The following is a 14,307-nucleotide window of genomic DNA, read 5'->3' on the forward strand; positions in this document are numbered from 1 at the left end:
ACACCATGCGTCGCTCCTGGTTCAAGCTGACCGCCTGCCTCGCGGCAGGCCTCTACCTCGCCCCGGCTGCCAACTCCATGCAGTGGCAGCGCCCCACCGTCTCTCCGCTGGCCAGCCTGCTGGCGCAGAACCCGTTGGCGGCGGCCCGTGGCAATCCCGAGGAGGTCGTGGTAGCCGCACTGACTGCGATACGGCAGAACCGGCTGGACGAAGCCGGCCGCCTGGTCGACGGGCTGCTGGAGGCCAAACCCAACTATCGCCTGGCCCACCTGCTCAAGGGCGACCTGCTGATGGCCCGGTCGCAACCCCTGGCTGGTATAGGCAGTGCACCGGTAGTGGACGACAAGCTGGATGATCTGCGCGCCGAGGCCAGCGCCCGGCTTTTGCGCTACCAAGCGCCGCCCCCCGCCCAACAAGCCATTCCTGCCAATCTGCTGCAATTTGCGCCAGACCAACAATATGCCATCCTGGTCGACGCCGGCCGCGCCCGCATTTATCTCTATCGCAATGACAATGGTACGCCGCGCTATGTCCGGGATTTCTACGCCACCATAGGCAAGCTGGGTTTCGACAAGGCCCGCGAAGGCGACCAGCGCACGCCGCTGGGCGTCTATTTCGTCACCGGCCATATGCCGCGCGAGCAGTTGGACCAACGCTACGGCAAGCGCGCCGAACTCTATGGTGTCGGCGCCTGGCCGTTGAGCTACCCGAATGACTGGGACCGCCGCCAGGGCCGCACCGGCAGTGGCATCTGGCTGCACGGCGTGCCCTACGATACCTATAGCCGCGCACCCAAGGCCTCCAACGGCTGCGTTGCCATGTCCAATAGCGATATCAGCGCGCTCAGTCCCTACCTCCTACCGGGCACCCCAGTCATCATTGCGGGCGAAGTGGAATGGCTGACGCCCTCGGCCTGGCAAGCCCGGCGCGACGGCGCCCTGGCCCAGGTGGAGGCTTGGCGCCGCGACTGGGAGAGCCTGAATACCCCGCGCTACCTGAGCCATTACGCCAGTGACTTCAAGAGCGGCAATGCCGACCTCAATACCTGGCGCGCTCAAAAGCAGGCCGTCAATGCCGGCAAGCAATGGGCCAAGGTCAAGCTGACCGACCTGAGCCTGTTCGGCTATCCCAGCGCACAAGGCGATCTGCTGCAGGCCAGCTTCATGCAGGACTACCAAAGCAGCAACCTGAACAACCAGATGCGCAAGCGCCTCTATATGCGCCAGGAAGCCGGTCGCTGGCGTATCAGCCTGGAAGGCTCAGCAGGCTAAGCACCCGCCGTCGTTGGCCGTGCATAAAAAAACCGTCCATGGCTGGACGGTTTTTTTGCTGCCACGACAGTGCCGATCAGATCACCAGACCGCCATCAACCGACAAGACGGCGCCGTTGATGTAACTGGCGTCATCACTGGCCAGGAAAAGGTAGACCGAGGCGATCTCCTCAGGCTGGGCCAGACGGCGCATGGGCACCTTGTCTTCCATGGCCTGTATCACCTTCTCCGGCATATCCTTGAGGATGGGGGTGGCAACAAAACCGGGGCAGACGGCATTGGAGCGTATGCCCTTCTTGCCCAGCTCCTTGGCCCAAGTCTTGGTAAAGCCTATCACGCCAAACTTGGCGGCAGCATAATTGGTCTGGCCGAAGTTGCCGTACAAGCCCACTACCGATGAGGCATTCAGGATCACACCCGATGCCTGCTCCACCATGGTGTCAACCACCGCACGGGTGCAGTTGTAGACACCCTTGAGGTTGATGTCGATAACCCGGTCAAACTGTTCTTCGGTCATCTTGGTCAGCTGGGCATCGGCCACGATGCCGGCATTGTTCACCAAGACATCAATACGACCCCACTTGGCCTTGACCCCTGCCACCATCTCGGCAATCTGTGCCTTGTTGGTGACATTGACCACGTAGCCCACAGCCTCGCCACCAGCTGCGAGGATTTCACTCACCACCGCATCGATACCGGCGGCGTTCAGATCACAGACCACCACGCGAGCGCCTTCCTTGCCGAAGCGCAAGGCAGTGGCGTGGCCTATGCCACTGGCAGCGCCAGTGACGATGGTAACTTTGCCTGACAAACGCATAACTTTCTCCCTAAAAGGCTGGCCGCGTGCAGGGCCGGAAACAGAGCAAAAAAACTGAAAAGACATGGGGAAACGCAGCACCCCTCAGGGGCACTGCGCTTCTGTCTGCTCCATACTTCTTCTTTGTCTTATCCGGTTGAGCGGCCCTTGCGGCGGCTCTGAGAGACGGTGACCTACCTACATCACCGGCTTGATCGCCCAAAACTGGTTCATGGGCGCACTGAAGATGAGCGCGCATGATAGTACGGGTGATCTAGAGCGGCAACTCTAAACGGGTAGTTTCCATCAGAGTCGCCTCCTTGTTTACAAAATGCAACAGTTTTGGCTTAACGGTATGCCATTGGCTTGGCACTGCCATAAAAACTCAGCATAGCGGCTCTGTCCAGGTGTGCAAACAAGGCCTGAACAGTTTGGCCGGTAGCGCTTACTCCAGGCCCTGGCTGGAGAGGTAATCCTCATAGCCGCCGGTGTAATGCACGTAGCTGCCGTCGCCCCTCAGTTCCAGCACCTGGGTGGCCAGTGACGAAACAAACTGGCGATCGTGCGAAACAAATACCAGGGTGCCCTTGAACAGCTCCAGCGCCAAGTTCAGCGACTCGATCGATTCCATGTCCATATGGTTGGTCGGCTCATCCATGACCAGCACATTGGGTTGCTCCAGTATCAGCTTGCCATAGAGCATACGCCCCTTCTCACCACCGGAAAGTACCCGCACAGCCTTTTTCACGTCGTCACCGCTGAACAGCAAGCGTCCGAGGATGCCACGTATCACCTGGTCATCGTCACCAGGGCGTCCCCACTGTTTCATCCAGTCGAACAGGGTGTCATCACTGTCGAAATCTTCTTCGTGATCCTGTGCGAAATACCCCACCTGCGCCTTCTCGGCCCACTTGATTGAACCCGAGTCCGGCTTGAGTACGCCGACCAGCATCTTCATCAGGGTCGATTTACCCACACCGTTGCCGCCTATCACCGCCAGTTTCTGGCCGGCCTCGAATATCAGGTTCAGCCCCTGTATCAGCGGCTTGTCGAACGACTTGGACAGGTGCTGGGTCTCGAATGCCTGCCTATGCAGCTTGAGCTTGTCGTCAAAATCAAAGCGCACGTAGGGGTTCTGGCGCGAAGAAGGCTTCACATCGACCATGCCTTCCTTGATCTTGTCGGCCAGCTTGAGCCGGCTGGTCGCCTGGCGTGCCTTGGATTTGTTGGCAGAGAAACGGGCAGCAAACACCTGCAGCTCGGCAATCCGCTCCTTGGCCTTGGCATTGGCGCCCAATGCACGCTCGCGCGCCTGGGTGCTGGCCAGCATGTAGTCGTCGTAGTTGCCGGGGTAAATCTGGATGGTGCTGTAGTCCAGGTCGGCCATGTGGGTACAGACCTGGTTCAGGAAGTGGCGATCATGCGAAATAATGATCATGGTGGAGTTGCGCTCGTTCAGCGTGTGCTCCAGCCAGCGAATGGTATTGATATCCAGGTTGTTGGTGGGTTCATCCAGCAGCAGCACATCCGGATCACTGAACAGGGCCTGCGCCAGCAACACCCGCAGCTTCCAGCCAGGCGCCACTTCGCTCATCAGGCCGAAATGCTGGTCGGTCGGGATGCCCGCCCCCAGCAGCAACGCGCCTGCGCGGGCTTCTGCATCATAGCCACCCATCTCGCCAAACTTCACTTCCAGATCAGCCGCACGCATGTAGTCGTCTTCGGTGGCCTCCGGATTGGCATAGATGCCATCCTTTTCGTGCATGGTCTGCCACAGCTCGACATGCCCTTGCAGCACCACATCAATCACGCGCTGGTCTTCATAGCCAAATTGGTCCTGCCGCAACTTGCCCAAGCGCACGCCGGGGTCCAGACTGACATTGCCGGCCGTGGGTTCGAGATCCCCGCCCAGTATCTTCATGAAAGTGGATTTGCCCGAACCATTGGCACCAATCAAGCCGTAGCGATTGCCGCCACCGAACTTGACCGACACTTTTTCGAACAGCGGCTTGGCGCCGAACTGCATCGTGATATTGGCGGTGTTGATCACCTGGTACGCTCCTGGTGGGTGTTTTCTTGCACACCCGTCACAAAAATAAAAATCCGCGCATGGCGCGGTACGGCAAAATTGAGTAATTTTATCACATCAGCACAATCTGACCGTCCGGTGCAATGTCGCTGATCCACCGATAACAAAATACGAGATATGTTCGATTTCAAAGGCTTGATCGACGCACTGATGCGCCGTGCCCGTGAGGAGGAGGATTCTGGTCCTTCTGCCACGCGCCTCCTGATCGATCTGCCACGCGACGAAACCCTGGTCGTCCTGACTGAGATCATCAAGGCACTGGCGGCGCTCAACCGCAATGCCAAAGTGGGATTGAAGGAGCGCTACCAGGCCGTGCAAGCCTTTGATGACAAGGCCCGTCCCCTGGCGCAGGTGCTGGTACGGGTATTCCGGGGCGAAGAAAAGATAGACAGCATCAGCCCCCGCCAGGCCCTGCCCAGCCTGCTGGCCTGCTGGAAGGAGCTGGCCTCGGCCTACAAGCTGTGCCTCAAACAGCATGCCCAATCCCCCAACAAACGCTTCGCCCAGGATGCCGAGCTGATCACCCTGCGCTCGGTCAGCTACTATGCGCTGCAGGCCAAATGGGCCTACATGCGTTACTTTGATGCCGAACCAAGGCTATGGCGCAGCCTCAACCGCTTGTACCAGATTGCCGAAGCCGCCGGCTTTGCCAACAAATCCATGCAGGCCTACCCCGATGCTGAGGCCACCAGCGTCAGCCAGATCTATCGCCACGCCATGCTGCTCAAGCTGGCAGAGCCCGAACGGCGGCGGATAGAGGAAATTTGGCAGTTGGACCGCTGGCTGCAGCATTGGCAGGAGAAAGTCACGCTGGAAAAAATCATCCGGCCGCGCGACCAGACCTATGCCATCAACCTGGATGAAACCCGCCCGCCCATGAAGTTGCGGCGCAATATGGTGGGGGAGCGCTACCGCTATCTTGATACTGAACCGCTGGCGGACTATCTGGCCGAACTGGCACTCAATGCCGGCAAGGGCATCTTCCCGGTGGCCATCCCGGTACCTGCCAAGGCCGACCAACCCGCCGTCGCCAGTCTGCTCAGCGACCTGGCCCTGATCTATTCCCGCGCAGGCCAGACCCGCTCCCGTCGCAGCGAGCGGCGGCACAAGGAACACAGCACCAGTGCTGCACTAGGTCTGAACCGCATCTACCAGCTGTTGCGCGCCAATGGCGGCGCCCGCGACTGGGAGGAATGGATGCTGGCGGACGAAAGCGCCAACGGCATGGGGGCGCACTACAAGGCCAAGTTCGACGACAAGCTGGCGGTGTGCGAAGTCCTGGCATTGAAAGACGAGGATGGTGTGTGGCTGGCGGTGGTACGCCGCCTGAACAAATCGCGCGAGGGCCTGGTCAAGGTCGGTGCCGAGCGGTTGGGCATGCAGCCCACACCGGTGATGCTGGAGGACAACGGCCAGAGCCTGCCAGCGCTCTACTGCGCCGAGTCGCCACACGGCCGGATACTGCTGATGGGGCGCGACAAGCACCATAAAGGTGGGCTCTACACGCTCTCATCCGGTAGCAAGCGCTACCAGATCACGCTGGGTGCGGCCATTGAAACCCTGCCCGACTACATCATCAGCAGTTTCAGCGTCACCGCCAAGGGCTGACTCAGCCCGCACCGCCCACAGCCTTCACGCCTGATCGGGCCAGACCACCAGGCGGTTGCGGCCGCCATGCTTGGCACCATAGAGCGCCTTGTCCGCCCGGCTGATCAAGATGTCCAGGCTCAGGCCGGGCTCCCATGCGGCCAAGCCAAAGCTGGCCGTCATGCCGATAGGGCCAGCCGGCGTCACGATGCTGATCGCCGCGATGGCCAAACGTAGCCGCTCGGCCACTGCAATGGCCGCCGCCAACGGCGTGTCCGGCAGCAAAGCCACAAACTCCTCGCCACCGAATCGGGCCAGGATATCGACCTCCCGCAATACGCCAGTGGCCGTACGCGCCAACAGACGGATTGCTTCGTCGCCGGCCTCATGGCCATGCTGGTCGTTAATGCGCTTGAAGTGATCGATATCGAAGATCATCAGCGCCAAAGGGGCAGGCTGCCGCTCCAGTCGCACCAGCTCTATGGCGCTACGCTCATGCAGGGCACGGCGGTTCAGCAAGCCGCTGAGGCTGTCGGTATGTACCAACTCCTCCAGCCTTGCCACCAGTCGCTGCCGCTCTTCCAGTGAGGTAAACAGATGGCGATTGGCCACATCCAGTGCCTCTGTGCGCTTCGCTACCTGCTCTTCCAGCGATTCATTCAGCGCCTGCAGCTTGCCCTGCTCCGCCTTGAGCGCGTCCACCAGATGCCTGAACGAGCCCGCCAGTTGTGCTGTCTCGACAAAGGTGGATGAGGTCGGGATCTGCGCATTCATCTCGCCCCCACGCAAACGGTCTGCCACATGGCTGAGCTGATGCAAGGGCTGGGCGATGCGCCTGGCCAGCCACAGGCCAAACAAGGCAAACAGTACCGCCATGGCCGCCCCGATGGCCCGCACCATATCCTGCATCTGCCTGACTGGTGCATAGGCTTCCTGCGCCGCCTGGCGAGATACGATGGACCACCCCAGACCAGCGTACTCGTCATAGCCACGGGTCTTCACCAGGGTGGTCACATAGTCCTGGCCATCCGGCCAGCGCAGCAACTGTCCGCTACCGGTCGCGGCCGCATCCAGATTGACCGGCAACAACACCCCCGCCCTGCCCTGCGGCGCCAGCAGCGTCTGGCCCTCCCTGTTCAACACAAAGGTCTCTACGCCGCTGGCGCGCCTGCTGGCCGTGAATACATGCTGCTCAATATCGCGTGCCCACTCCCAGGACAAATGCACACCCAGCACGCCGCGCAGGTGGCCAGTGGTGCCAAACACCGGTGCCGCCACATCAACAAAGCGCAGGGGCTCGCCGGAGGCAGGTGGCGGCAATATCTTGGCCAGCAGCTTGGCCTCATGCACGTCCCCCACGAACGGCCCTTGCTTACCGCTGATAAACCATGGCCGGGCAGCAACATTCGCGCCCTCCAGTATGCCGTCGGCCGAATAGACCACCTTGCCATCCACATCGGCAAAGCCTATCCAGGCGATCTTGATATCGTTGCGCCGCAGCTTCTCCAACAGGAAACGATTGTCCGCCACCGCCGTGTCCGAATCACGCATCTGTTGCAGACTGGCCAGCAGCTCCACCGTGCGCAATCGATCAGCCAGGCCGGCATCCAGCCGTGCCCGCATCTGGTCGGCCAGCTCGGTCAGGCTGGTGCCGATATCCTGCCGCAGGGCATCAGCCGTCAAGCGGCCCAGCAAGGCCGAGAGCAATACCGCCATCAGTACCGAGACTGCGGCAAAAGCCAGCGTCAACGTAGCCTGCAGCGATAAACGCGGCATCTTGACACCCCTATCCATACCGAAAGCGACGCGCCACCATCACGCTAGGCTGGCAGCGGTGCTTGCAGCAGCACCTTGCCCATCAGGAATTCATCCACCACCCTATCATCCCAGCACAGTGCGGCGCGCTTGCATCCCTCAACGGTAAAACCAGCGGCCAGATACAACTGCCGTGCAGCTTCATTATGTGCCATCACAGTCAACTCCAGGCGCCAGAATCCTGCCTTACGCGCCCAGTCTTCGGCAGCAGCAAACAGGGCGCGCGCCACCCCTTGGCGCCGAAATGCCGCGCCCACACCAGCCACGATATGGCCGCATCCCCGATTCTTGCGCGCCATGCCCCCTGTAACGGTGATGAACCCCGCCAGTTGCCCGTCCTGCCAGGCCAGCAGGAACAGTTGGTTGTCCTGCTCGGCAAACCGGCTGAAGGTGCTGGCGATCTCGGCAGCCGTACGGCTCTGGTACTCCTGCGGCGTAGGCAACATGGTGTCGGCCGTGGCAATCAGTCCGGCGAAAAAGGCCAGGTAGGCTTCCGCATCCTCAACCCGAGCGGGGTGTAGCGCCAACATTGTATATATCCGTTGTGTGATGGCGGCATCGTACCTGCGATGACACATCGCTGAAAGACACGGACTGACATCTGTGCTTGAATCAGACTGTCGACCCGCCATGAAGACCACACCATGTTTGCAGCCCTTTCCATTCGTACCCGGCTTGCCTTGCTCTGCACCTTCCTGCTGGTCTTGCTGGCGGGTGTCAGCGGTTTGGGCATGTGGGGCATACATAGCGGCAATCAGGAGCTGGCCGGTATCTACGAGCAACGCACGGTGCCGGTGGTCGACCTGGCCGACAGACTGGAGCGCTTGCACCAGGGGCGTGCCTACCTGTTGCTGGCGCTGGATGCGCCGTTCCCCGATGTCGCCAAGCAGCATTTTGATGCCATCGACAAGCTGGAAGCGCCCCTGAAGGCTGCGATGGCAGCACCATCCACCCGCAGCGGCACCGAGGCTGCCGCCTACGCTGGCTTTGTCGATGCCTACCAGACCTACGACAAGAGCCGCAAGGGGCTGCATGCCGTGGTGATGCAGGGCGACATGATGGCCGCGGGCCAGTTCTACCGTGAGAACGTACGCACGCCGTTCGAAGCCACCACCAAGTCGCTGGGCGAATTGATTGCCATGCAGCGGGAAGCCTCCAAGGCCTCCTATGAGGCGGCAAAAGCCACCGGCAACAAGCTGCGGGGCGTGCTCATTGCAGCCGTGATCGGCGGCATCATCATTGCCATCCTGTTTTCCATCGCCATAGTCCGCTCGGTGCTGGGGCCGCTGGACGCGGCCATCCGCCTGGCGGGACGCATTGCTGCAGGCGAACTGGGCAAGACGGTGCAGTTGCAGGACAAAGGCGAAATGGGCCGACTGGGCAAGGCGCTGGAAACCATGCGGGTGCAGTTGCGCGACATGATGTCGGCCATAGGAGAATCCAGCCGGCAACTCGACGGTGCAGCCCATTCCCTGCGTAGTGCCTATGCCGAGATTGCCGACGGCTCGTCCCGCCAAAGCGAGGCCACGGCCTCCATCGCCGCCGCCGTGGAGCAGATGACCGTCAGCTTTGACCACGTATCGCAGCGTAGCGGCGAGGTACGCAGCCAGGCCGAACGCGGCTGGCAACTGGCCGAGGCAGGCTCCAGCCAGGCCGATGCCGCCAGTGCCGAAATAGGCCGGGCCGCCGAGGCGGTGAACGAAACCCAGGCCACCATAGACCGGCTGGAGAGCCACGCCCAGAGCATAGGCGGCATCGCCGCCACCATCCGCGAGATTGCCGACCAGACCAATCTGCTGGCGCTCAATGCCGCCATCGAAGCCGCTCGCGCCGGCGAACAGGGCCGGGGCTTTGCCGTCGTGGCCGACGAGGTGCGCAAGCTGGCCGAGAAGACTTCCTCCGCCACCACCGACATCATGGCTGCGCTGGACTCAGTCCAGCGCGAGACCGGCCAGGCTGCCAGCACCATGCGCCAAAGCAGTCGCCAGGTGGCCAATGGTGCCGATACCGTGCGCGCCCTGCTGCCTGCCCTGGCTGAACTCAAGGCCGGCTCCGGCACCACCAGTCGCGAGCTGGACGAGCTGTCAGGCGTCTACCGCGAGCAGACCAGCGCCAGCCAGTCCATCGCCCAGCATCTGGAACAGATCGCGCAGATGACCGAGACCAATAGTGCCAGCATAGCTCGCAGCAGTACGACGGTAGGCGAGTTGGAACGGCTGGCGGGGGAGCTGGAGCAGGCGGTGAAGCGCTTCAGCCTCTAGCTTGGGGGGCAGGACACACGACAGCCACAATGCACGCCACGGCCTTGTCCCTGACCGCTCAGGTTTCGTCTGTCTCGAGCAAGGCCATCAGCTCTCCTGCCGGTGGCAGCCAGAAGGTAAAAGCGGCTCCCTGCCCTGGTCGGCTCTCGGACTGTATGCCGCCGTGATGACGATGGATTACCCGCTGGGCAATGGCCAGCCCGGTACCGCCACCGGCAAAGCCCCCCTCGCCCTGAAAGGTCTGAAACGGGGCGAACAGCTTTTCTGCAGTTGGCGCATCAAAGCCCACACCATTGTCCAGTACCACGAACTCGCGCCGGCCGCCCTGGTGCCGCTCAAACAATTCCACCCTGGCATCGGGCATATGCTCGGTAAACCGCCAGGCATTGCGTAGCAGGCAATCGAGCAAGATGCGCATCAAGCCGGGGTCGGCATGTACCACCAGGTGCGGCGCAATCACTACTGACATGCCAGGCCGGGGTTGCTGGTTCTGCAGATCGGCCACGATCTCCAGCGCCAGCTGGGTCAGATGCACCTTGCCGACATTCAGCGGCCGTAACGAAATCTTCGACAGGCTGACCAGATCATCCAGCAAACGTCCCATGCGCTCCGCCGCATTCAAGGTTCGTTCCAGGTAATCCCGTCCGGGTGTATCCAGCCGGTCGGCATAATCCTCCCGCAAGATGGAACCAAAGCCGTGCACTGCCCGCAAGGGCGCATTCAGATCGTGCGATACGGCATAGGTAAACGCTTCCAGCTCCCGCATGGTGCGTTTCACATGTTCGGTGCGGGCCGTGACCCTGGCCTCCAGCTCGGCATTGAGCCGCCTGACTTCGGCCTCGCGCCGCAGCCGCTCCAGCTCGGCTGCGGTGCGGCCAGCGAATAGCGCCATCAGCTTGCGCGCCAGCTCCGCATCGGTCACTGGCAGGCTATCCATCACCACCATCAGGCCCAGGGGGTTGCCGTCTGCCCCCATCAGCGGCATGGCCAGGTAGCTATTTACATTGAGTTCGCGCAAGACCGGTGCATGGGGAAAGCGTGCCTGTGCATCATTCAATTGCAGCCAGCCCGCCGTGCTGTAGACCTGCTGGCAGGGCGTATTGAGCAGGGCGAAATCACGCGGCGGCGCGGCGCGCCCATCCTGGCTGAACGCCAGGGTGCGCATATGGGTAGGCTGATGGACGGGGTAGACTTCCGAGATCAAGGCATAGCCCATGCCGAGTGCCCGGCACAGTGCATCGGCCAGCGCGCCAAGAAAGGCCCGCCCAACCTGGCTATCCGTATCGGCTTGCACCTGCTCGACCAGAGCATCAAAGCGCTGGCTGTGGCTGATATCCTGGTTGATGCCGGCCATGCGCAGCGGCACCCCAGCTGCATCCCGCTCTATCCAGGCGGTGCCGCGCACGTAGTTCCAGCCGGCTGCAGACTTGACCCGAAACACCGTGTCGTAGGGCCGCTCCCCACGTAGCGCAGCGATCACATCATCCCGCACGCGCAGGAGATCGTCTGGGTGCAGCAAGGCCAGCCAACTGGTGCCGTCCAGTGCCACCCGGTGCGACAGCCCATAGACTTCATACATGGCGTCGTTCCACAGCAGCCGGTTGGCCGCCACCTCCCAGACAAACACCCCCAGCTTGGCGGACTTGGCGGCATCCAGCAAGGCAATGGCTATGCTGCCGGGATCGTCGAGTTCCTCGGCGGAGCGTATGTCCAGGCGGCTGAAATCGGGAATGACCATGGTGTGATGGCAGCGGTAGATGATCCAGTCTAGCCCAGCCCGTCAGCGGCTGCCGGGCACAACAAGTGGGGTGCGGTGCGTCAACCGGGCTGGCGCAGCCGGCTTTCCAGCCACATGCTGGCCACATGGCGGCCTGCCGGTGCCAGCATCACCGCAGCCACCCCGATATTGCCCCGTTCCAGGCAGACATACTCGGTCCAGTGCGGCCCGATATCGGCTATCCCTTCGGCGTGCATGCCGGGGTTCCACACCACGGCGCTGCGCATGCCTTCGCCCCCCACCACAATCTCGCGCTGCCCATCCAGCAACTGCAAGGTGCCGGCGGCCGTCTCGAACACGGCGTCGATAGGCTGATCCAGCAGCACCGTGCCATGGTGAGGCGTCGTGACATGCCCCACCTCGCGCCGTAGCCGACCACTCAGGCCCTCCACCGTGCACTGCCGGCTGTCCGTCACCGCAAAATAACTGTGCAAGGCATAGCTGAACGAGAACGGTTGCGTATCCAGGTTCTCCACGCTCAAGTCAAACTGAAGCCGCTCATCCAGGCTGATAGCCAGCTCCAGCCGAAAGGCATGCGGCCACAGCGCACGTCCCTCAGGGCTGTCCTGCAAGGACAGCACCACCCGGTCTGCCTGCTGCGCCTGAACCACCCAGTCCTGATTCCTGGCAAACCCATGTGCAGGCAAGCCATCGGGGTGCTTGCCGAACCAGGGGAAGCACACCGGCACGCCACCGCGTACCGGTTTGCCCGCCTCGATACTGGCCAACGGCGATAGCCACAACAGCGGCTGGCCACCGATTTCCGCCTCCATTACCTGCGCCCCTTGCCGGCTGACACGCGCACGGCCATGGGCTGATATCAGTTCGATGCAATCGTCCATCCGTGCTCCACAAGTTAGCGTCACTGCATGGTCATTCGGTACTACTGACCCAACCCGACTAGCAGCGCTGGCCACTGGTCAGCCACTCCTCGCCCAGCGAGGCCAGCACACCCAGATACAGTATGCCACCCCGTGGCGACAGGCCCAGTGCCAGCGGCGAGTTGAGTTCACCAGGCCACACCGCAGCCCGCCCCAACAACAAGCAACCGCTCAACCATGCCCAGGCAGCAGCTGGCCACCAGCTTCAGATACAGGCGCTCATGGCGCAATGCTGAAGCGATGGCAGCCGTCGGCATCGCGCCGCCGCACCAGCTTGCCGCCATGCCAGAGGTAATTGAGGTGGGCGATGCATTCCGCCAGGGCAAACATGGTCTGGTACAGATCGAACATGCGGCCGAACAAGGCCGGCAGCAGCTCATAGGCTGTCATGGGGCCATCCATGGCCGCCAGCATGGCAGCCAGGCGCTCGTCGTGGTGGGCCTTGAGCGCTGCCACCCTGGGCTGTATGCCCACAAACGGACGACCGTGCGACGGCAACACCAGGGTGTCCTCGGGCAAATGCAGGAAGCGATCCAGCGAAGCCAGGAACTGCCTGAGCGGATCACCATCAGGCTCACCGCCCCACACGCCCACATTGGTCGATATCTTGGGCAACAGCATATCGCCAGCAATCAGCACGCCCTTATCTGCGCAGTACAGCGCCATGTGCTCGGGCGAATGACCGTAGCCCGGTATGGCCAGCCAATCCGACCCACCCAACCGGAGTACATCGCCAGCCAGGATACGGTTGAACGTCACCGGCAGGCTCTTTACGCCCCAGTGGTAGGTATTGCCCCGCTCGGCATACTGGGCCTGCTTGGCCTCGGGCAGCCCGTGCAGGGCAAAATGCCGGTTCAGCGCCGCCACATCATGCCCTGGCAAGTCATGCCACACCGCCTTCGCCAGGGCGATCTCACCTAGGCTGGCATGGAAGGCGGCATCGAAGCGTGTCGCCAGCCAGTCCGCCAGGCCGATGTGATCGGGGTGATAATGAGTGGCCACCACCCGGGTCAAGGGCCTGCCGCCCATGCTGCCGCCGAAATGCTGCTCCCACAGCGCCCGCGTATCAGCGCTGTCGTAGCCCGCATCGACGGCACACCAACCGGCCTGCTCTTCCAGCAGCCACAGGTTGATGTGGTTGAGCGCAAACGGCAATGGCATCTTCAGCCAATGCACGCCTGCCGCCACCTGCAAGGTCTGGCCCGGCATCGGCAGGGTATCGTGTAGGGGGTAGCGAAGACGGTGGGGCATGTGCAGGCAGACGATCGAGGGCGAAGCGCAATTATGACAGCCGCGCTACCCTCTGCTATCTTCGCCAGGCAGATATAAATACAGGCCATCATGTCAGACGACCGCATCTACACCATTACCGAACTGGCCCGTGAGTTTGACCTCACCCCCCGCGCCATTCGACATTACGAGCACGAGGGCCTTCTGGCGCCTGGGCGGCAGGGCCGCAACCGGGTGTTTACCCGGGCGGATCGCACGCGCCTCAAACTTATCCTCCGCGGCAAGCGACTGGGCTTTTCGCTACAGGAGACCTTTGAGCTGTTCTCGCTCTACGATGCAGCACGAGATGAGCGGCCGCAGCTGGTCAAACTGCTGGAATTCCTGCGTCCCAAGCGCGAGGCCCTGGTGCAGCAGCGTGCTGATATCGATGCCATCCTGCTGGAAATGGACAAGCTGGAACACGAAGCTGAGGCCTTGCTGCGCGAATAGCCGGTCTTTGCAGGCTTTAGATTGACGTTAACGTCAACGTAAAATACAGTATCGAGCAAATGCTCGGCATGGCGCCCGGCTGTCTTTCGCAGCCATGCCCGGCGGTAAAAT

12 protein-coding genes are annotated in these 14,307 nt (G+C 61.9%); 4 read left to right on the top strand and 8 right to left on the bottom strand.

Annotated features, from left to right (window positions below):
- Nucleotides 1–5: 5 nt before the first annotated feature.
- A complete protein-coding gene (locus tag QWZ03_RS06200) occupies nucleotides 6–1,271 on the top strand; it encodes a L,D-transpeptidase family protein (RefSeq protein WP_290331921.1) in 1,266 nt (421 codons plus the stop codon).
- 76 nt (nucleotides 1,272–1,347) lie between these two features.
- Here QWZ03_RS06200 and QWZ03_RS06205 read toward each other — a convergent pair whose 3' ends face one another.
- Together QWZ03_RS06205 and QWZ03_RS06210 are read right to left on the bottom strand one after the other, a co-directional pair.
- The gene (locus QWZ03_RS06205; protein ID WP_284198068.1) at nucleotides 1,348–2,088 is read right to left on the bottom strand and encodes a beta-ketoacyl-ACP reductase; all 741 of its coding nucleotides are present in this window, start codon (nucleotides 2,086–2,088) and stop codon (nucleotides 1,348–1,350) included.
- 424 nt (nucleotides 2,089–2,512) lie between these two features.
- Nucleotides 2,513–4,117 carry an ABC-F family ATPase gene (locus QWZ03_RS06210; protein ID WP_284198067.1) on the bottom strand — a complete coding sequence of 535 codons (1,605 nt, stop codon included), beginning with the start codon at nucleotides 4,115–4,117 and terminating at the stop codon, nucleotides 2,513–2,515.
- 156 nt (nucleotides 4,118–4,273) lie between these two features.
- Between QWZ03_RS06210 and QWZ03_RS06215 the strand changes: the two genes are divergently transcribed.
- Nucleotides 4,274–5,764: a cyclic-di-GMP receptor FimW-related protein gene (locus QWZ03_RS06215; protein WP_290331922.1), complete on the top strand. Its 1,491-nt coding sequence runs from the start codon at nucleotides 4,274–4,276 to the stop codon at nucleotides 5,762–5,764.
- A gap of 24 nt (nucleotides 5,765–5,788) precedes the next feature.
- On the opposite strand, the gene QWZ03_RS06220 is transcribed toward QWZ03_RS06215, so the two are convergent.
- Together QWZ03_RS06220 and QWZ03_RS06225 are read right to left on the bottom strand one after the other, a co-directional pair.
- Nucleotides 5,789–7,519 (bottom strand): sensor domain-containing diguanylate cyclase, encoded by a 1,731-nt coding sequence (locus tag QWZ03_RS06220; protein WP_290331923.1) that lies wholly within the window; start codon nucleotides 7,517–7,519, stop codon nucleotides 5,789–5,791.
- Between the two features lie 44 nt (nucleotides 7,520–7,563).
- A complete protein-coding gene (locus tag QWZ03_RS06225) occupies nucleotides 7,564–8,088 on the bottom strand; it encodes a GNAT family N-acetyltransferase (RefSeq protein WP_290331924.1) in 525 nt (174 codons plus the stop codon).
- Between the two features lie 114 nt (nucleotides 8,089–8,202).
- On the opposite strand from QWZ03_RS06225, the gene QWZ03_RS06230 reads away from it, so the two are divergent.
- Nucleotides 8,203–9,819, top strand: coding sequence for a methyl-accepting chemotaxis protein (locus QWZ03_RS06230; protein WP_290331925.1), 1,617 nt, complete (start codon nucleotides 8,203–8,205; stop codon nucleotides 9,817–9,819).
- A 58-nt stretch (nucleotides 9,820–9,877) separates the two neighbouring features.
- Here QWZ03_RS06230 and QWZ03_RS06235 read toward each other — a convergent pair whose 3' ends face one another.
- From QWZ03_RS06235 to QWZ03_RS06250, 4 genes are all read right to left on the bottom strand, one after another.
- On the bottom strand, nucleotides 9,878–11,557 hold the full coding sequence (locus QWZ03_RS06235; RefSeq protein ID WP_290331926.1) for a PAS domain-containing sensor histidine kinase: 1,680 nt from the start codon (nucleotides 11,555–11,557) through the stop codon (nucleotides 9,878–9,880).
- Between the two features lie 80 nt (nucleotides 11,558–11,637).
- Nucleotides 11,638–12,438, bottom strand: coding sequence for a D-hexose-6-phosphate mutarotase (locus QWZ03_RS06240; protein ID WP_290331927.1), 801 nt, complete (start codon nucleotides 12,436–12,438; stop codon nucleotides 11,638–11,640).
- Between the two features lie 58 nt (nucleotides 12,439–12,496).
- Nucleotides 12,497–12,619, bottom strand: a complete 123-nt coding sequence (locus QWZ03_RS06245; RefSeq protein WP_290331928.1) for a hypothetical protein — start codon at nucleotides 12,617–12,619, stop codon at nucleotides 12,497–12,499.
- A 77-nt stretch (nucleotides 12,620–12,696) separates the two neighbouring features.
- On the bottom strand, nucleotides 12,697–13,728 hold the full coding sequence (locus QWZ03_RS06250) for an MBL fold metallo-hydrolase (RefSeq protein ID WP_290331929.1): 1,032 nt from the start codon (nucleotides 13,726–13,728) through the stop codon (nucleotides 12,697–12,699).
- 90 nt (nucleotides 13,729–13,818) lie between these two features.
- Between QWZ03_RS06250 and QWZ03_RS06255 the strand changes: the two genes are divergently transcribed.
- A complete protein-coding gene (locus QWZ03_RS06255; RefSeq protein WP_284198058.1) occupies nucleotides 13,819–14,196 on the top strand; it encodes a MerR family transcriptional regulator in 378 nt (125 codons plus the stop codon).
- Nucleotides 14,197–14,307 lie beyond the last annotated feature (111 nt).

Source organism: Chitinimonas viridis, assembly GCF_030409555.1.
In the GTDB taxonomy this organism is placed as follows: Bacteria; Pseudomonadota; Gammaproteobacteria; order Burkholderiales; family Chitinimonadaceae; genus Chitinimonas; species Chitinimonas viridis.